The organism is Microbacterium sp. PMB16, assembly GCF_051294855.1.
Lineage (GTDB): Bacteria > Actinomycetota > Actinomycetes > Actinomycetales > Microbacteriaceae > Microbacterium.
In genome coordinates this window covers 1721582-1738329 of the sequence record NZ_CP145908.1, presented here as the reverse complement: position 1 = coordinate 1738329, position 16748 = coordinate 1721582, and the positions used below count along the sequence as shown (strand labels likewise).

The window sequence follows — 16748 nt, the reverse complement described above, 5'->3', positions numbered from 1 at the left end:
ATCAGTGAGTCACAGCAGGACGTGAGATCACGCCGAGCAGGTGTGCGACATCGGTCGCGATGGCATCGCGCGCGGCGGTCAGCGCACGGCGCGGATCGACGCGGTCGCCGAGCTCTGCACGCAGCGCGTTCGAGTAGGCGGCGGAGAGCTGGGTGCCGACGTTGACCTTGCGGATGCCGGCCGCCACAGCAGCGCGGATGCCGTGCTCGTCGACACCCGATGATCCGTGCAGCACCAGCGGCACGGGGACGGCGTCAGCGAGCCGCGCGATCAGGTCGATGTCGAGTGCAGCGGTCTGACTGGTCATCGCGTGCGAGGAACCGACGGCGACGGCGAGAGCGTCGACCCCGGTCGCGGCGACGAACGCGGCCGCCTCGTCCGGGTCGGTGCGCACGCCAGGCGCATGAGCGCCGTCCTTGCCGCCGATCTCGCCGAGCTCCGCCTCGATCCACAGCCCGCGCTCCTGCCCGCGAGCGGCCACGCGCGCCGTCGCGGCGACATTGTCGTCATAGGACAGCGTCGACGCGTCGAACATCGCCGAGGTGAAGCCGAGGCCAGCGGCCTCCATGACAAGCTCTTCGGATTCGCAGTGATCCAGATGCAGGAAGACAGGTACGGATGCCACGTCGGCGAGCGCCCGGCAGGCCGCGGCGAGCGGCGCGAAATCGCCGCGGAATCGCACGGCGTTGTGGCTCACGGAGAGCAGCACGGGCAGCCCCGCACGCTCCGCGCCGGCGACGATTCCCTCGGCGTATTCGAGGGTGATGACATTGAATGCGGCGATCGAGGGCAGGCTCCCGCCCAGCCCCACCGCCGCCAGGGTCGGCGGGATCAGCATGTCTCGACAGTCACCCCCGCCTCGCGCATGCGCTCCAGCAGCACAGCATCCGCTCCGTCGTCCACGATCAGCCGCGAGATGCCGTCGGTCGGGACCAGCCGCGCGGGTCCGCGCCGGGCGAGCTTGGAGTGGTCGGCGAGCACGATCAGCTCGCGCGCCGACGACGCCAGCGAGCGGTCGGTCTGCGTCTCGGAGAGGTTCGTGCCGGTGACGCCCATCTCGGGGTCGACCCCGAAGGCGCCGGTGAAGACCCGGTCGATGCCGAACTCGTCGAGGCCCGCGATCGTGAGGTGTCCGAGCAGGCTCATCTCGCTGCGGCGCAGCACTCCGCCGAGCACGATGATGTCGATGTCGGGGAACTGCGACAGCCGACTGACCACGCTGAGGCTGTTGGTGAGCACGGTCAGACCCGGGATGCCGCCGAGGAACGGCAGCATCGCCTCGGTCGTGGTGCCGCCGGTGATGAGCACGGTCGAGTTGGGCGTGATGTACGCGGCGGCCGCGCGACCGATCCGCTGCTTCTCCTCGGCGAAGGCGACCTCGCGCTGCGGGCGGAGCGGCTCCACGTCGTCGTCGACCTGCGCCGCGCCCCCGTGCACGCGCTCGACGAGCTTCTTGTCCTGCAGCTCGTTCAGGTCGCGCCGCACGGTCGAGGCGCTCACCCCGAGGAGTTTGGCCATCTCGCTGACGGAACCCGCACCGTACGTCCGGATGTAGTTGAGCAGCTCGCGCTGACGCTTCGGCCCGATCAGGGGCTCAGTAACCGGCTGCACGGTCCACCTCATTCAGCAAGGGCCGGTTCGCGGCCAGTCGGGTCAGGTTCTCGACGACGAGGTCGAGTGTCTGTGCATGATACTGCGGGGCAAGTCCCGCGACATGCGGCGTGATCAGCGCGCCAGGTTCAGTCCACCACACCGAGCCCGCACCGAGAGGCTCCTCGTCGAAGACGTCGAGGGCGACACCGCCCAGCCGCCCGTCACGCAGGCGCTCCAGGAGCGCACCCTCGTCGACGATTCCACCACGGGCGATGTTCACGACGAACGCGCCCGCGGGGAGCAGGTCGAGCTGGTCCGCGCCGATCAACCCTCGCGTGAGCTCGGTGAGCGGCACGACGACGACGAGGAAGTCGCTGCGCTGCAGCACCTCGTCGAGGCGGTCGATCGGGAACAGCTCGGCCGGGTCGTCGTCGATCGCCTGACGTCCCGTGTCGAATTTCTCGGATGCCGCGACCCGCGCGCCCGAACGACTGACCCCGAGCACCCGCATCCCGAAGGTCGTGGCGAGGCGCGAGATCTCGCGGCCGATCCGCCCGTATCCGACGATGCCGACCGTCGCGCCGGACAGTTGGCGCGGGGTGAGCGAAGCGAGCCGTTCCGCGTTCGACGGCCAGGTGCGGTCTTCGCGATGACGCGCGATGAGCGGCATCCGGTGGGCGAGCTCCAGGATCGACATGAGCGCATACTCGGCCATGGGCACCGGTGCGATGCCGCCGAGGGTCGCGATGGGCACGCCGCTCTCCCACAGCGACGTTCCCCGCACGTGGTCGACGCCCGACGTGTCGAGCTGCACGAGTCGCAGCGCGGGGACATCGACGGATGCCGGCAGCCATTCGCTCGTGTGCAGCAGATCGACCGCGGCGAGCACCTCGGCACTCGGCGGCTCACCCGGGGTCATCCGGTGCACGGCGACATCCGGCATCCGTGTCCGCAGCTCGGCGAACCAGGCGTCCGGCAGCGGCAGCGAACAGAGATACGTGAGGGTCATTTGATCCCGCTCCGAGCGAAGCCCTGCACGAAGTAGCGCTGGAAGAAGATGAACAGCAGCACCATCGGCAGCACCGAGATCAGCGCGAGCGCCATGATCGCGTTGTAGTCGGGTGACGTCTGGTTCTTGAGATAGAGCAGTCCGATCGGGAGGGTGAACAGCTGATTGTCGTTGAGCGCGATCAGCGGCCACGCGAAGTCGTTCCAGCTTCCCATGAGAGTGAGCAGGGTGAGCACGGCGATCAGCGGCTTGCAGAGCGGGAGCACGACCTGCAGGAAGATCCGCAGGTGCCCGGCTCCGTCGATGCGCGCGGCCTCGATGATCTCGTCCGGGATGCCGATGAAGAACTGCCGGGCCAGGAAGATGCCGAAGGCCGCGGCGGCACCCGGCAGGATCACGCCCCAGTAGGTGCCGAAGATGCCCAGGCCCGACACCAGCTTGAACTGCGCGACCATGATGGCCTGCACCGGGATCATCATGGTCGCGAGAGCCAGGATGAACACGGCATTGCGGCCACCGAAGCGGAGGCGGGCGAAGGCGTAGCCGGCGAGGAGGTTCACGAACACGGTGAGCGCCGTGACGATCGCGCCGATCACGATCGAGTTGCCGAGCCAGTCGACGACCGGGACCCGATCGAAGACCTTGGCGAAGTTCTCGAGCGTGAGGGTGCTCGGCCAGAGGCGCAGTCCGGGCTCGAAGACCTCGCCACGGGGCGAGAACGCGACGACCAGCATCCAGTACAGCGGGAAGATGACCGCGAGCGACACGACCGTCGCGATCAGCGTGCGCCAGACGATGCCCTTGCGCCCGCTGTTGTGCCGACGCCGACGCCGCTGCACCCGCAGGGCGCCGCGTGGGCCGAGGATCGCGGCATCCGCGATCTGGACGACTGTGGTGGTTTCCGCCATGATGCGCCCCTACTCCGCCAGGTCTCGCGTGCGACTCGTCTTCCACTGGATGAACGTGAAGATGAGGGTGATGATCAGGATGACGATGCCGATCGCGGCGCCGTATCCCTGCTCCCGGATCTGGAAGCCGTTGCGATATGCGTAGGTCACGAGCACCGAGGTGGAATTGCCCGGTCCACCGCCGGTCATCACGAAGATGAGGTCGAACACCTGGAACGATGCGATCACGTTCATGATCAGCAGGAAGAAGGTGGACGGGCCGACGAGCGGAACCGTGACCGACCGGAACTGCTGCCACCGACTGGCTCCGTCGATACGGGCCGCCTCGTAGAGTTCCGGCGAGATCGACTGGAGACCGGCGAGGTAGATGATCATGTTGAAGCCGAGCCGGAGCCAGATCGCCGCGATGATCACCGAGATCATGGCCGGTGCGCCCTCGGACTGCCAGCCGACCGACGGCAGGCCGATGGCCTGGAGGATCTTGTTCACGAGACCGTTGGACTCGTAGAACATGATCACCGCGATCATTCCCGAGGCCACCCCCGAGATGACCATCGGGAGCACGATCATCGTGCGGAACAGGCCGCGTGCCGGGAGCACCGAGTTCAGCAGGACCGCGAGGCCCAGGCCGCCCAACAATTCGATCGGCACTGTCACCAGGGTGAAGAGCACCGTCTGTCCCAGGCTCTGCCAGAAGACCGGATCGGTCACCAGCCTCGCGTAGTTCTCCAGCCCCACCCACTCCGGGTCGCCGAAGCCCTTCGTCTCCTGGAAGGAGAGGAGCGCCGCCCAGATGATCGGGACGAACAGGAACAGCGACATGAGAACGAGGTTCGGAGCGGCGAAGCCCCAGCCGACGAGGGACTCGCGCAGCCGGGCCGTCCGCTGCCCCGCCCGCGGCCGGGGCGACGCGACAGCGCTGCCCCGGCCGCGGGTGGACAAGGAGGTCATTACTTCGCGGCTTCCTCGATGGCGGCCGTCAGGTTCGTCAGCGTGTCTGCAGTGGACTGCCCACCGATGAAGGCAGCCTCGAGCTGGTCCTGAAGTGCGGTGTTGATCGCGGCCATCGCGGGCGACGTCAGCTGCTTCACGTCGGTCGGTTCGATGGTGCCCGCCTGGTCGACGAAGACCGGCATGACGTCGGGACGGACCTTGAACTCGACGGCGTCACCCTCGAGGTCGAGGCGGGTCGGCAGCTCGTTGGTGTTGGCGCAGAACTCGCTCATCGCGTCAGCCGACACCATGAACTTCAGGAACTCGGCCGCGAGCTCCGGGTTCTTCGTGCCCTTGGTGGCCACCAGCGCGTTGCCACCGAGGTCGGTCGCGCCGCGCTCGTCCTTCGGCATCGGGATGGCGGTCCAGTCGAACTTCGCGAGCGAGTCGATGTCGGGCACGAGGAACGAACCGGCGAAGGCCATCGCCACCGTGCCCTCGGTGAAGAGGTTGTCGGCGTAGACCGTGCCCTTGGTCGAGCTCGTCGGCGGAACCCACTTGTTCTCGAAGAAGCTCTTGGTGAAGTCGAGCGCCTTCTCCCCCTCGGGAGAGTCGATGGTCGCCTCGGTGCCGTCGAGGAAGGTGCCGTTCGCCTCGAACAGCCAGCTCAACCAGCGGGGCGCGCCGCCGAGCTGCCAGTTGTAGGCGAAGGGGTACTTGTCGGCGGGGAGTTCCGCGCGCAGCTGCGTGGCCACGTCGGCGAACTCGTCCCAGCTCCACGCATCGTCCTGCGTGGTGGGGAGCGTCGCGGGGTCGATGCCGGCATCCGTCAGCATCTTCGTGTTGACGAGCAGCGCCGACACGTCGGTCTGGTGCGGAACGCCGTAGGGTGCACCGTCGAAGGAGACCGCCTCCCACATCGCCGGGGTGAACGCGGCGACCTCGTCGTCGGAGAAGTACTCGCTCAGGTCGAGGAGCTGGTCCTGGCTGGAGTAGACGCCCAGGTTGCCGTAGTCGACGCGGAACAGGTCGGGAGCCTTGCCCGAGGAGAGCTGCGCGTCGATGTTCGAGAACATCTGGTCGTAGGGCACCACGTTGAGCTTGATGTCGACGCCGTCGTTGTCGGCCTCGAACTGCGCGATGAGGTCCTTGAAGGTGTTCTCCTCCGCCTCGCTGCCCCAGGTGGTGAAGGTGAGGGTCTTTTCGCCACCCTCGTCGTTACCGCCGCCGCCTCCCCCGAAGCCGGCGCAACCCGAGAGCACCAGTGCGCTGGCGGCGCCGAGCCCGACGATGCCGATGAGGCGCTTGTCTCTGATTCCCACGCTGCGATCTCCTTCTCGTGATCTCGCCCGCAGCATCGGTGCTGCATGGCGTCTCTGTCGTTGCAGTATTCAACAATCGCGCCAATCCGTCAAGAACTTTCATTCCTTGCTCATTTCTGATTGACTCTGCACAGATCGTCGCCACATGCGCGGCGGCGGAGAGATCTGAAGGACCAGCGAGATGAACGAAACCACCGCCGCATCCGGCGTGATCACGCGGGCGGAGCTCATGAGCCAGCCCGAGATCTGGCAGCAGGCGCTCGACCTGAACGAGCAGCACAGCGCGCTCCTCCCCTCCGCCGGCGAGAAGGTCCTCGTGGTCGGCTGCGGCACCTCCTACTACGTCGGCGACGCATACGCCTACCTGCGCAACGACGCCGGGCTCGGACGCACGCGCGCTGCCATCCCCAGCGAACTCGACTGGATCGACGACGACGAGCACATCGTGGTCATCTCCCGCTCCGGTACGACCGCCGACGTCGTCGAGCTCGTCGAGCGGTACGGCGCGACGCACCGGATCACCGCGATCCTCGGCGACACGAACACCGCACTCGGACTGCTCTGCGCCGACCGCACGGTGCACCTCGACTTCGCCGACGAGAAGTCGATCGTGCAGACGCGTTTCGCCACCACCGGTCTGACCGCGCTCCGCGCATCGATCGGTCAGGTGCCCGCCACGCTGGTCGACGACGCACGCGCCGCCCTGGCCGCGACGCTGCCGGCCGACCCCGCGCAGGTGCAGCACATCGTCTTCCTCGGCCACCGCTGGAGCAACGGTCTGGCACAGGAGGCCGCCCTCAAGGTGCGCGAGTCGGCGGGATTCTGGACCGAGGCGTACTCGATGTGGGAGTACCAGCACGGCCCCATCTCCTGTGCCGGGCCGAACACGCTGGTCTGGTTCCTCGGCGAGGCTCCCGACGTGGTCGCCGACGACGTGCGCTCGACCGGCGCGTCCGTGTACGTGAACGACCTCGACCCGCAGGCGAACCTGCCGCTGGTGCACCGCCTCGCCGTCGAGCTCGCCTCGCTCCGCGGGCGCAACCCCGACACCCCTCCGTTCCTCAACCGCTCGGTGCTCGTCACCGACTGATGCCGGTCGTCACGGTCGCCGTCGCGCCGCATGCCGAGGAGCGCGACCTGCTCGCCTGCGTCGCAGATGCGATCGCCGACGTGCTCGAGCTCGGCGCCGGCGACGTGATCGCGATGTCGGTGCCGGTGCGCGCGTCGGTGTCGAACGGCGCAGCGACGGATGCTGTGGGCGAGCCATGGGTGCTGATCAGCATCCACGGTTCCGACCGCGGTGCGGAGAAGACGCGGCGCGCGTGCGAAGCCGCCCGGACCGCAGCGGCAGACTGGAGTCGCCGACACGGTGTCGGCCAAGAAGGAGCGTGGTGCGAATGGCTGCTGCCGCAGCATCCGTAGGTCGACTGCTCGTCGTCGGCGAACTGTGCGTCGACCTGATCATCGAGGTCGACGATGAGATCCGCTTCGGGCAGCACGAGCAGATCGTGCCGCAGACCACGCTCACCATGGGCAGCTCCTCCGCCATCACGGCGTGCGGTGCCGCGGCCCTCGGCATCCCCACCCGCCTGATCAGCGTCCGCGGTGACGACACGTTCGGCCGGTTCCTCGACGCCGAGCTCACCGAGCGTCGGGTCGACACCGCCGGAGTGCGCGTCGACGACAGCCTGCCCACCGGCGCCTCCACCCACCTCACCCGCCCGAGCGGCGATCGCGCGATCCTCACCTCGATGGGGTCGATCGGCACGGTGCGCTCCGCCGACGTGACTGCCGCCGACCTCGCGTCGGCCGCACACCTGCACGTCGGCAGCTACTTCCTGCAGCACGCCCTGCACGCCGATGCGCCGTCGCTGTTCCGAGCGGCGCGCCTCGCCGGGCTGACCACTTCACTGGACGGCAACTTCGACCCCGCCGAAGAGTGGGACTCCGGCATCCTCGGCCTCCTGCCGCACGTCGACGTCTTCTTCGGGAACGAGGAGGAGCTGACCGGCATCACCGGCGCGGCCGACATCGATGCCGCCGTCGAGCGACTTCTCGACATCATGCCGGCGGATGCGGTGGTCGTCGCGAAGCTCGGTGCCGACGGCGCGGTCGCGGCTCGACGCGCAGGAGGCACTGTCGAGCGGGTGCGGGCGGGCGTGCCGCCTCTGGACTCACAACTCGTCGACACGGTCGGCGCCGGAGACACCCTGGCCGCCGGCTTCCTCACCGCACGGCTGCTCGGCATGGCCGAGGACGCGGCGATCGCCTTCGCCGTCGCGTGCGGGACCGCCTCCACGCGCGGTGCCGGCGGCGTCGGCGCACAGCCGGATCGCGCGACGGCCACCGCTCTCGCCGCGCAGATCGCCGTCGACTGAACCGAGCCGGTCAGCGCTCAGAGGCGCCGCACGGTGACAGCTTCGCGGCCGTACTCCTGCCGCACCGTGCGCAGACACCGGGAACACAGGATCTCGACCCGCCGCGGATGCCCCTCGCCGCAGACGCAGTCGATCGTGACCCGCCACTTGGCGCGGCGACCGCAGGGTGCATAGCCCGTGTCGTCGCCGTGATCGCACTCGCAGCGCTGCGGTTCGCGGTCGATGCCGGTGAGTTCGTCGAGGTCGACGACGCTCTCGGTCCCGGCATCCGCTGTTCTCACCACCAGGCGATGCTCCCAGGAGGAGGCCATCGACCGCAAGCGGGGCGACGGCCGGTCAACCGCCGATGGCGTTCATGCCGCGATCCGGCTGCAGGAACGAGGGGTCGTCGATCGCGTGCCCTGGCAGCTTTCCGTGCACGCACGAGCGCAGCATCCCGGCGATGGCGTCGGCACGCTGACCCGGCACCGCGCCCTCTCCGCGCATCACCCCGGTGAGGTCGTACTCCGCGTTCGAGAACAGGCAGTTGCGGAGCTGGCCGTCGGCTGTCAGCCGCAGGCGGTCGCAGGCGCCGCAGAACGGTGCCGTGACCGACGCGATCACGCCGACCTCGTGCGGGCCGCCGTCGATCCGCCACTTCTCGGCCGGAGCGCCGCCGCGGCCGGGGACGGGCTCGAGGTCCCAGCGTTCGCGGAGCGACGCGAGGATCTCCTCCCGCGTGACCATCGTGGTGCGGTCCCAGGTGTGCCCGGCGTCGAGCGGCATCTGCTCGATGAATCGCAGCTGCGCGCCCACCTCCATGGCGAAGGCCGTGAGGTCGACGAGCTCGTCGTCGTTGACGCCGCGCATCGCGACCGCGTTGAGCTTGAGCGGACGAAGTTCGGATGCCGCGGCGGCGGCGATCCCCTCGAAGACGTCTTCGAGGCGGTCGCGTCGGGTGAGATCGGCGAAGCGCTGACGGTTGATCGTGTCGATGCTGATGTTGAGACGGGTGAGTCCAGCGGCGATCAGGTCGGGGAGCTTCTTCGCGAGGCTGATGCCGTTGGTCGTCATCGCGACCTCGACCGGGCCGTCCTCTCCCTGGATGAGCGCGATCCGACGCACGACCTCGACGATGTCGGCGCGGAGCAGCGGTTCCCCTCCGGTCAGCCGGAAGGTGCGGATGCCGAGAGAGGCAGCCACCTCGGCGACCTCGACGATCTCGTCGGTGGAGAGGATGCTGCTGCGCGCGAGCCACTCGTTGCCCTGCTCGGGCATGCAGTACGTGCAGCGCAACGAGCAGCGGTCGGTGAGCGAGATGCGCAGGTCGCGGTGCACGCGGCCGTGGGTGTCGACGAGGGCTCCGGAGGTCGGGACGGTACCGGGGGCGGCCGCGACCTCGGGCGCACGCATGCCGATCACGACCGGTACGGCCGTCATCGTGCGCCCTCGCTCTTCGACATCCTTCGAGCTTAACCCGCGCGGGGACTGCCCGGGCGAGCGTGACGTCGAAGGGCGGCACATTGCCAGTCTCGCGCGAGCGACGAGCGTCACTCCACCGGCACGAACCGCACGTGCGCCGGGTCGATCCGCAGCCGCACCGGATCGCCGAGCGCAAGACCCGTCGAGTCCGCCAGCGGGACGTCGAACTGACCCGCCGTCGTGTGCACGTGGATGCCGGCGAGCGTCGACTCGAGTCGCGTGATCGTGGCGCTCCACGCGTCGGCATCCGTCGCCGCGCCGTCGACGACACGCACGTCCTGCGGGCGGAACACCGCGGCGAGCGCAACCCCATCCGTCGCCGCGGTCGCGCGCGACGCGGCATCCGCGCTCGTGAGGCGCACATCGCCGCTCCGCCAGGCGCCGCCACCCGCCGCTCCGACGAGCCTGTTGACCCCCGCGATCGATGCGACGAAGCCGGATGCCGGTGCGGCGAGCACCTCGCGCACCGGACCGCTCTGCGTGACGCGGCCGGACTCCACGACGATCAGACGCTCGGCGAGCGCGACCGCGTCGGCCGCGTCATGGGTGACCGCGATCGTCGTGATGCCCGCGAGCTGGTCGCGCAGCATCCGCCGGATCTCCCCCGCCGTCGCCGGATCGAGTGCGACGAGCGGCTCGTCGAGCAGCACCACACGAGGGGATGCCGCGAGCGCGCGGGCCACGGCGACGCGCTGGCCCTCACCTCCGGAGAGCTCGCGCGGCATCCGCCCGCCGGCGCCGGGCAGGCCGACCCGCTCCAACCACTCGTCGGCGGAGTCGCGGGCTGCGCGGGCATCCACTCCGGCCGCGCGCGGACCGAAGGCGACGTTCTCGCGCACCGACAGGTGGGGGAACAGGCGGGCGTCCTGACCGAGCAGCACGATGCCGCGGTTCATCGGGGTGGTCTGCACGCGCGGAGCCGCGACCCGGTCGACGATGCGATCCTCGACGGCGATCTCGCCCGCGGCCAACGGTTCGAGACCGGCGATCGCCTGGAGCAGCGTGGACTTTCCCGCACCGCTCGGGCCCATCACGGCTACGGTCTCTCCCGCCGCGACCTCCACCTTCACGTCGACCGCGAAGTGCTCGCGTGCGACGACGACGTGGGCGCGAAGCCCGCTCATCGGGCCGCCCCCGGTCGCCAGCCGCGCACCAGCAGCAGGACGGCGATCGCGGCAGCGAGCAGCAGCAGCGCGAGGGCGACCGCCGCGCCCTGCGACACCCCGGCGCCGTTGAACGCGGTGTAGATCGCGAGGGGCATCGTCTGGGTGACGCCCGGTCGGTTGCCGGCGAAGAGCGCCGTGGCCCCGAACTCGCCGATGGCCCTCGCGAAGCACAGCACGACACCGGCCACGATGCCGGGCGCAGCGAGCGGCAGGGTGATCCGGCGCAGGATCGTCCACCGACCGGCTCCGAGAGCCGCGGCCGTGCGCTCGTAGTCGACGCCCGAGGTGCGCACTGCGCCTTCGACGGCGAGCACGAGGAACGGCAGGCCGACGAAGGTCTGCGCGAGAACCACGGCGGGCGTGCTGAACGAGAGTCCCAGTCCGCCGAGCCAGCCCGCGCGACCGAACAGGTAGAGCAGGGCGACGCCGCCGACCATGGGCGGCAGCACGAGCGGGACGGTGACTGCTGCCCGCAGCACAGCGGCCAGCCTCGGCCCCGATCGAGCGATGAACAGCGCGAGGGGCACGCCGACGATGATGCACAGGACGGTCGCGACGAGTCCGGTGCCGAGCGAGAGGGCGAGCGCCGAGAGTGCGGCCGCGGACGTCACGTCGGCGACGAACGTCGACCATTGCACGCGGGCGATCAGCGCCGCGAGCGGCACGACGAGGAACGCCAACCCGATCAACGCAGGGATGGCGAGCGCGCGGGGCGCATACCCTTGCGCGCCGCCGGCGCTCATGGCTTCCCGAACCCGAAGTCGGACAGAACCTTCTGCCCTGCATCCGACAGCACGAATGAGACGAAGGCGGCGGCGGCATCCGGATTCGCGGCATCGGCGAGCGCGGCGATCGGATAGTGGTTGACGACGTCGCCGGCCCCTCGGGCACGATGACCTCGACATCGTCGCGCCCGACCACGTCGGTGGCGTAGACGAGGCCGGCGTCGGCTTCTCCGGCCGCGACCTTGGTGAGCACGGCGGTCACGTTCTGCTCGAGGCTCGCCGCCTCGACCGCGACGTCGGCGGCGTCGAGGAGCTTCGCGGATGCGGCGCCGCACGGCACCTCGGGAGCGCACAGCACCGTCGTCACCTCGGCGAGATCGGCAAGGGTCTTCACGCCGCCGGGGTTGCCGGCGGGCACCGCGATCACGAGGGTGTTCGAGGCGAACAGCGCCGGATCGAGCGCAGCATCCGTCAGTTTCTCCATGTTGGCCTCATCCGCCGAGGCGAACACGTCGGCCGGGGCGCCCTCGAGGATCTGCGTGACGAGAGTCGACGAGCCGTCGTAGACCGGGCTGACCTTCACGTCGGGGTTCTCAGCGGTGAACTCCTCGGCGATCGTGTCGAACGCCCCGGAGAGCGAGGCGGCGGCGTAGACCGTGAGCTCACCGGTCAGGCTGCTCGCGTCGTCGGTGGGCGACGGGGTTGGGGCGGCCGGGGCGCACCCGGTGAGGGCGAGCACGGCGGCCCCCAGGAATGCGAGGGCTGAGCGACGGACGGCGCGGGTCATGTCAGTCCTTCAGGATCTCGACGACGACCTGCGTCGCCTTGACGGATGCGGTGGCGAGAGAGCCGACCTCGAGCTGCAGTTCGCGCGCGGCCTCGGCCGACATCAGCGAGACGACACGGTGCGGCCCGGACTGGAGGTCGATCTGCGCCATCAGCCCGTCGATCTGCACGCGGGTCACGATGCCGATGAAGCGGTTGCGGGCGCTGGAGAGGAGATGGTCCGATGCCTTCGCCTCTTCGGCGAGCGCGATCGCGCGGGCAGCGAGAGCATCGCCCGGGATCTCGGCCGGCGCGGCATCCGTCACGGGGAGCAGGCCGTGCTCGATCCAGCGACGGATGGTGTCGTCGCTCACCCCGAGGAGCTGTGCGGCGCGGGCGATCCGGTAGGTCTGCATTCCGTGAATCTACCGCAGATGCGGAGTATCCGGCCGGTTTCATCCGATTCTGCGTAACAAGCGAGGCCGGTGTCGGATCAGTGGCACGACGATTCACGGAGGAGATGACGTTTCGCGGACCGATCCCCACGGAAGAGTCCGCGAAACGTCACGGGCTCCGCGAAACGTCGGTCATCCCCGCCTGTCCCCCGAATGGCCGATCCGTGCCCGATGCCGATCACGGGGACCAGACATCCACGGTCGCACCCACACCCATCGGGCATACCCTGAATCCATGCAACCACTCGTCGCGCCCGTGCCTGCCCTGGAGCCGACCGAACTCGTCCGCACCGCCCGGCATGCGGTGCTCGCCGGCATCGGAGAAGAAGGGCAGCGGCGGCTCAGCGCCGCCCGCGTCACGGTCGTCGGGGCCGGCGGTCTCGGCTCGCCCGTGCTGCTCGCGCTCGCCGCGGCCGGCGTCGGCGCCCTCACCGTGATCGACGACGATGTCGTGGAGCTGACCAATCTGCAGCGCCAGCTCGTGCACAGGGTCGACGACATCGGCACCCTGAAGACGGCATCCGCCGAGCGCGCGATCACGGCGCTCGCCCCGCAGACCGTCGTCACCCAGTTCGCCGAACGCCTCGGTGCCTCCAACGCCGAGCGCCTGCTCTCCGGTGCCGACGTGGTCGTCGACACGAGCGACTCGTTCGCGACCCGCCGCGACGTCGCCGCCGCCGCCGAGACGCTCGGCGTCCCGCTGGTCTGGGGCGCCGTGCAGGAGTGGCACGCCCAGGCGACCGTGTTCTGGTCGAAGCCGCCCACGGGAGACCCGGTCGTGCTCGAGGACCTCTTCCCTCTCGGCACCGAGGGCGAGCCGCCCAGCTGCGCCCAGGTCGGTGTGCTCGGAGCACTGTGCGTGCAGGTCGGCGGGATGCTGGCGAGCGAGGTCGTGAAGCTCGTCACCGGGGCCGGGGAACCCCTGCTCGGGCGACTCGCGATCATCGATGCGCTCACCGCTCGACAGCACGAGATCGCGATCCGACCGGCATCCGCGGCGGCCCAGGCGGTGTCGGCATGACTGCTCTGCGCACGGTCGAAGACCAGCTCTCCCGCGTCCTCGACGCCGTCCACGTGCTCGAGGCGGAGACCCAGGCGGTGTCGGATGCCGCGGGCCGCACCCTTTCCGACCCTGCCCGCGCCGCCCACGACATCCCGCTGTTCGACAACTCCGCGATGGACGGCTTCGCGGTGCGCGCGGTCGATGTCGCCACAGCATCCGATGCCGACCCTGTCACGCTGCGCGTCGTGGCCGATCTCCCGGCCGGCGTCGCGCTCGACCCGCCGCTCGGCCAGGGCGAGGCCGCTCGCATCATGACCGGATCCCCCGCCCCTACCGATGCCGACGCGATCGTGCCGTTCGAGGACACGGCCGGCGGCCTGGCGGACTCCCTGGGTGAGGTGCGCGTGCTGCGCGCTCCCGCCAAGCCCGGCGCATTCATCCGTCGACGCGGAGCCGACCTGCACGCGGGCGACGAGGTCGTGCACGCGGGCGAGCGCCTCGGGGCCTTCCAGGTCGCGGCCGCCGTCGCCGCCGGCATCTCCGAGGTGACCGTGACCCGGGCGCCCCGCGTGGCGGTCGTCTCGACCGGCAGCGAACTGCTCGCGCCAGGTGAGCCCGCGGCCCGGGGTCGCATCCCCGATTCGAACGGACCGCTGCTCGAGCAGCTGGTGGCGGATGCCGGCGCCGAGGTCGTGCTCGTCGCGCGCGTGCCCGACGAGGCCGACGCTGTTCGGGCGGTCACGGCCGAGGCCGTCGCCCTCGGCGCCGATGTCATCGTGTTCACGGGCGGTGTGAGCGCCGGGGCCTACGAGCCCGTGCGCGGAGCCTTCGACGGTCAGGGCGAAGTCGAGTTCGTGGGCGTCTCGATGCAGCCGGGCAAGCCGCAGGCGTTCGGGGTGCTGAACACCGGGGCACTGGTCTTCGGACTCCCCGGGAACCCGGTGAGCGTGGCGGTGTCGTTCGAGGTGTTCGTGCGCCCGGCCCTCCTCGCGATGCAGGGCCGCACCGACATCCAGCGTCCGCGGGCGACCTTCACGGCGGATGCCGCGTGGACCCCGCCGCCCGGCCGCCGGCAGTACCTCCCCGCCGTCGTCGACCTCGCCGCACGCACCGTCCGCCCGGCGACTGCCGGCGGCTCGGGTTCGCACCTCGCCGGCGGCCTCGCCCGCGCCCAGGCGTTCGCGATCGTGCCGGCCGACGTCGATGCTGTCGCCGTGGGCGACGTGATCGATGTCATGCTGGTCTGATGAGCTTCCCTCACCTGGACGCGGCCGGCCGCGCGCACATGGTCGACGTGACCGCGAAGCAGCCCACTGTCCGTTCGGCGACCGCGCGCGGCTTCGTGCGCTGCAGCACCGAGGTGATCGCGGCACTCCGTGACGGCACGGCTCCGAAGGGCGACGTGATCGCGGTCGCCCGCATCGCCGGCATCCAGGCCGCGAAGTCGACTCCGGCACTGCTCCCCCTGGCGCACGTGATCGGTGTGCACCGTGCGAGCGTCGAGCTCGACATCGTCGACGACGGCGTCCTCATCGAGGCGACCGTCGGCACCGCCGACCGCACCGGCGTCGAGATGGAGGCGCTGACCGCGGTGTCGGTGACCGCGCTGGCGGTCGTCGACATGATCAAGGGCATCGACCGGTCGGTCGTGATCGAGAACGTGCGCATCGTCGCGAAGTCCGGCGGACGCTCGGGCGACTGGGTGCGCCCGGGCGAAGACGGCCAGGGGGGCGCACGATGACCCGCGTTCGCTACTTCGCCGCCGCCGCAGAGGCCGCGGGCACGGATGCCGAGGAGCGCGCCGAGCGCACGCTCCTGGCCTTCCGCGCGGCTGTCGTCGCGCAGCATCCGGCCCTCACCGACATCCTGCCGCGCTGCGCCGTGATGGTCGACGGGGTGCGCGCTGACGACGACCGCTCGCTCGACGACGCCCAGCTCATCGACGTGCTCCCGCCGTTCGCGGGCGGGTGAGGCAGGTCTCGGGGCGACCCGAACCGACGCGCGGCCCGATTTGTCGGCCCAGAACACACCTGCAGGCAGAATCCGGGCTTTTCGACCTGCAGATGTGAAACCCGCCTGCAGATGAAACGGGCGGCGGCTCAGCCGCCGATGCCCTTCCACGTCGTGGATCCGTCGGATTCGAGCTGACGCTTCCACACCGGGAGGTCACGCTTGATGTCTTCGATGACCGCGCGGCACACCTCGAACGCCTCGGCGCGATGCTCGGAGGCGACGGCGATCACGACGGCCGCGTCGCCGACCTCCAGTCGACCGATGCGGTGGCTGACCGCGACGACGGCACTCGCGTCACCACCGGCGTTCTCGGCGATGCGTCGCAGTGCCGCCTCGGCTTCCGGGTGGGCGCTGTACTCGAGACCGATCACGGGGGTCTGGGCGTCGGGGTCGTTGTCGCGCACGCGCCCGACGAACGTCGTCACTCCGCCGAGGCGGGGGTCTTCCACCGCGCGCAGATGCGCGTCGAGATCGAGCAGTTCCTCGCTCATCGCAGCCAGTCGTACGTCGTTCATGAGTGGTCTCCGCCTTCTGTCTGATCGATGATGTGCGCGGCGACGCCGAGCACGACGGGTACTCCGGATGCCACGGCGCGCGTCGACCCGGGAAGATTCACGACCAGCGTGCCGTACGGGTCGATGATGCCGGCAACACCCCGCGACAGCACCGACAGAGGCGTATCGGCGAGGCCGCTGCGGCGCAGCTCTTCGGCGATGCCCGGGATCTCGCGGGTGATCACCCGGCTCGTACCCTCCGGCGTCTGGTCACGCGGACTCACGCCCGTTCCGCCGGTCGTCACGATCAGTCGGATGCCGCGCGCAGCGGCTCTCCGCAGCGCATCCGCGACGGAGCTCGCGCCGTCTTCGATGATCTCGGCATCCGGGCACTGCCAGCCGGCGTCCCGCAGGAGCCCGACGGCGATCGGCCCGCCGCGGTCCTCGCGTTCTCCGCGGAAGGATCGGTCCGAGACGGTGATCACGAGGGCCGGATGCGACGTCATGGCTCCACCCTAGGTGT

Annotated in this window: 20 protein-coding genes and 1 pseudogene; 7 read left to right on the top strand and 14 right to left on the bottom strand. The window is 70.0% G+C overall.

Translation table 11 applies throughout. The features are described 5' to 3' along the window. Position 1: 1 nt before the first annotated feature. Genes V5D55_RS08345 through V5D55_RS08320 form a run of 6 tightly spaced genes read right to left on the bottom strand, consistent with a single transcriptional unit; the run spans position 2 to position 5765 of the window. Positions 2 to 838 carry a class II fructose-bisphosphate aldolase gene (locus tag V5D55_RS08345; RefSeq protein WP_435748936.1) on the bottom strand — a complete coding sequence of 279 codons (837 nt, stop codon included), beginning with the start codon at positions 836 to 838 and terminating at the stop codon, positions 2 to 4. After that, the gene (locus V5D55_RS08340; RefSeq protein WP_435748935.1) at positions 832 to 1611 is read right to left on the bottom strand and encodes a DeoR/GlpR family DNA-binding transcription regulator; all 780 of its coding nucleotides are present in this window, start codon (positions 1609 to 1611) and stop codon (positions 832 to 834) included. Before V5D55_RS08340 ends, V5D55_RS08345 begins: the two co-directional genes overlap by 7 nt. After that, positions 1595 to 2602, bottom strand: a complete 1008-nt coding sequence (locus tag V5D55_RS08335; protein ID WP_435748934.1) for a D-2-hydroxyacid dehydrogenase — start codon at positions 2600 to 2602, stop codon at positions 1595 to 1597. Before V5D55_RS08335 ends, V5D55_RS08340 begins: the two co-directional genes overlap by 17 nt. Further along, positions 2599 to 3510, bottom strand: a complete 912-nt coding sequence (locus V5D55_RS08330) for a carbohydrate ABC transporter permease (RefSeq protein WP_435748933.1) — start codon at positions 3508 to 3510, stop codon at positions 2599 to 2601. Before V5D55_RS08330 ends, V5D55_RS08335 begins: the two co-directional genes overlap by 4 nt. A gap of 9 nt (positions 3511 to 3519) precedes the next feature. Continuing rightward, entirely contained in the window at positions 3520 to 4461 is a 942-nt protein-coding gene (locus V5D55_RS08325) for a carbohydrate ABC transporter permease (RefSeq protein ID WP_435748932.1), read from the bottom strand. Continuing rightward, positions 4461 to 5765 (bottom strand): ABC transporter substrate-binding protein, encoded by a 1305-nt coding sequence (locus tag V5D55_RS08320; protein ID WP_435748931.1) that lies wholly within the window; start codon positions 5763 to 5765, stop codon positions 4461 to 4463. Before V5D55_RS08320 ends, V5D55_RS08325 begins: the two co-directional genes overlap by 1 nt. 181 nt (positions 5766 to 5946) lie before the next feature. On the opposite strand from V5D55_RS08320, the gene V5D55_RS08315 reads away from it, so the two are divergent. The 3 genes from V5D55_RS08315 to V5D55_RS08305 are packed head-to-tail and all read left to right on the top strand — an operon-like array spanning position 5947 to position 8143. Beyond that, positions 5947 to 6855: an SIS domain-containing protein gene (locus tag V5D55_RS08315; protein ID WP_435748930.1), complete on the top strand. Its 909-nt coding sequence runs from the start codon at positions 5947 to 5949 to the stop codon at positions 6853 to 6855. Then, on the top strand, positions 6855 to 7187 hold the full coding sequence (locus tag V5D55_RS08310; RefSeq protein ID WP_435748929.1) for a hypothetical protein: 333 nt from the start codon (positions 6855 to 6857) through the stop codon (positions 7185 to 7187). Before V5D55_RS08315 ends, V5D55_RS08310 begins: the two co-directional genes overlap by 1 nt. Next, positions 7163 to 8143 carry a carbohydrate kinase family protein gene (locus V5D55_RS08305; RefSeq protein ID WP_435748928.1) on the top strand — a complete coding sequence of 327 codons (981 nt, stop codon included), beginning with the start codon at positions 7163 to 7165 and terminating at the stop codon, positions 8141 to 8143. The genes V5D55_RS08310 and V5D55_RS08305 overlap by 25 nt, the downstream gene beginning before the upstream one ends. Before the next feature lie 17 nt (positions 8144 to 8160). On the opposite strand, the gene V5D55_RS08300 is transcribed toward V5D55_RS08305, so the two are convergent. The 6 genes and pseudogenes from V5D55_RS08300 to V5D55_RS08275 form a co-directional block, all read right to left on the bottom strand. Then, positions 8161 to 8427, bottom strand: coding sequence for a hypothetical protein (locus tag V5D55_RS08300; RefSeq protein WP_435748926.1), 267 nt, complete (start codon positions 8425 to 8427; stop codon positions 8161 to 8163). 52 nt (positions 8428 to 8479) lie between these two features. Further along, positions 8480 to 9562, bottom strand: a complete 1083-nt coding sequence (moaA, locus tag V5D55_RS08295; RefSeq protein WP_435748925.1) for a GTP 3',8-cyclase MoaA — start codon at positions 9560 to 9562, stop codon at positions 8480 to 8482. A gap of 110 nt (positions 9563 to 9672) precedes the next feature. Next, entirely contained in the window at positions 9673 to 10728 is a 1056-nt protein-coding gene (locus tag V5D55_RS08290) for a sulfate/molybdate ABC transporter ATP-binding protein (RefSeq protein ID WP_435748924.1), read from the bottom strand. Then, positions 10725 to 11513, bottom strand: a complete 789-nt coding sequence (gene modB / locus V5D55_RS08285) for a molybdate ABC transporter permease subunit (protein WP_435748923.1) — start codon at positions 11511 to 11513, stop codon at positions 10725 to 10727. Before modB ends, V5D55_RS08290 begins: the two co-directional genes overlap by 4 nt. Further along, positions 11510 to 12282 (bottom strand): annotated as a pseudogene (modA, locus tag V5D55_RS08280) (molybdate ABC transporter substrate-binding protein). Before modA ends, modB begins: the two are co-directional and overlap by 4 nt. Position 12283: 1 nt before the next feature. Beyond that, positions 12284 to 12676, bottom strand: coding sequence for a TOBE domain-containing protein (locus tag V5D55_RS08275; RefSeq protein ID WP_435748922.1), 393 nt, complete (start codon positions 12674 to 12676; stop codon positions 12284 to 12286). 274 nt (positions 12677 to 12950) lie between these two features. On the opposite strand from V5D55_RS08275, the gene V5D55_RS08270 reads away from it, so the two are divergent. From V5D55_RS08270 to V5D55_RS08255, 4 genes are read left to right on the top strand one after another with little or no spacing between them, the layout of a single operon-like run. Beyond that, the gene (locus tag V5D55_RS08270) at positions 12951 to 13736 is read left to right on the top strand and encodes a HesA/MoeB/ThiF family protein (RefSeq protein WP_435748921.1); all 786 of its coding nucleotides are present in this window, start codon (positions 12951 to 12953) and stop codon (positions 13734 to 13736) included. Then, positions 13733 to 14965, top strand: a complete 1233-nt coding sequence (locus tag V5D55_RS08265) for a molybdopterin molybdotransferase MoeA (protein ID WP_435748920.1) — start codon at positions 13733 to 13735, stop codon at positions 14963 to 14965. The genes V5D55_RS08270 and V5D55_RS08265 overlap by 4 nt, the downstream gene beginning before the upstream one ends. Then, complete coding sequence (gene moaC / locus V5D55_RS08260) at positions 14965 to 15459, top strand: cyclic pyranopterin monophosphate synthase MoaC (RefSeq protein WP_435748919.1); 495 nt, start codon at positions 14965 to 14967, stop codon at positions 15457 to 15459. Before V5D55_RS08265 ends, moaC begins: the two co-directional genes overlap by 1 nt. Further along, positions 15456 to 15689 carry a MoaD/ThiS family protein gene (locus tag V5D55_RS08255; RefSeq protein WP_435748918.1) on the top strand — a complete coding sequence of 78 codons (234 nt, stop codon included), beginning with the start codon at positions 15456 to 15458 and terminating at the stop codon, positions 15687 to 15689. The genes moaC and V5D55_RS08255 overlap by 4 nt, the downstream gene beginning before the upstream one ends. Positions 15690 to 15817: 128 nt before the next feature. Here the strand turns inward: V5D55_RS08255 and V5D55_RS08250 are convergent, their stop codons facing one another. Continuing rightward, positions 15818 to 16246, bottom strand: a complete 429-nt coding sequence (locus V5D55_RS08250) for a molybdenum cofactor biosynthesis protein MoaE (protein WP_435748917.1) — start codon at positions 16244 to 16246, stop codon at positions 15818 to 15820. Further along, positions 16243 to 16731, bottom strand: a complete 489-nt coding sequence (locus V5D55_RS08245; protein WP_435748916.1) for a MogA/MoaB family molybdenum cofactor biosynthesis protein — start codon at positions 16729 to 16731, stop codon at positions 16243 to 16245. The genes V5D55_RS08250 and V5D55_RS08245 overlap by 4 nt, the downstream gene beginning before the upstream one ends. Positions 16732 to 16748 lie beyond the last annotated feature (17 nt).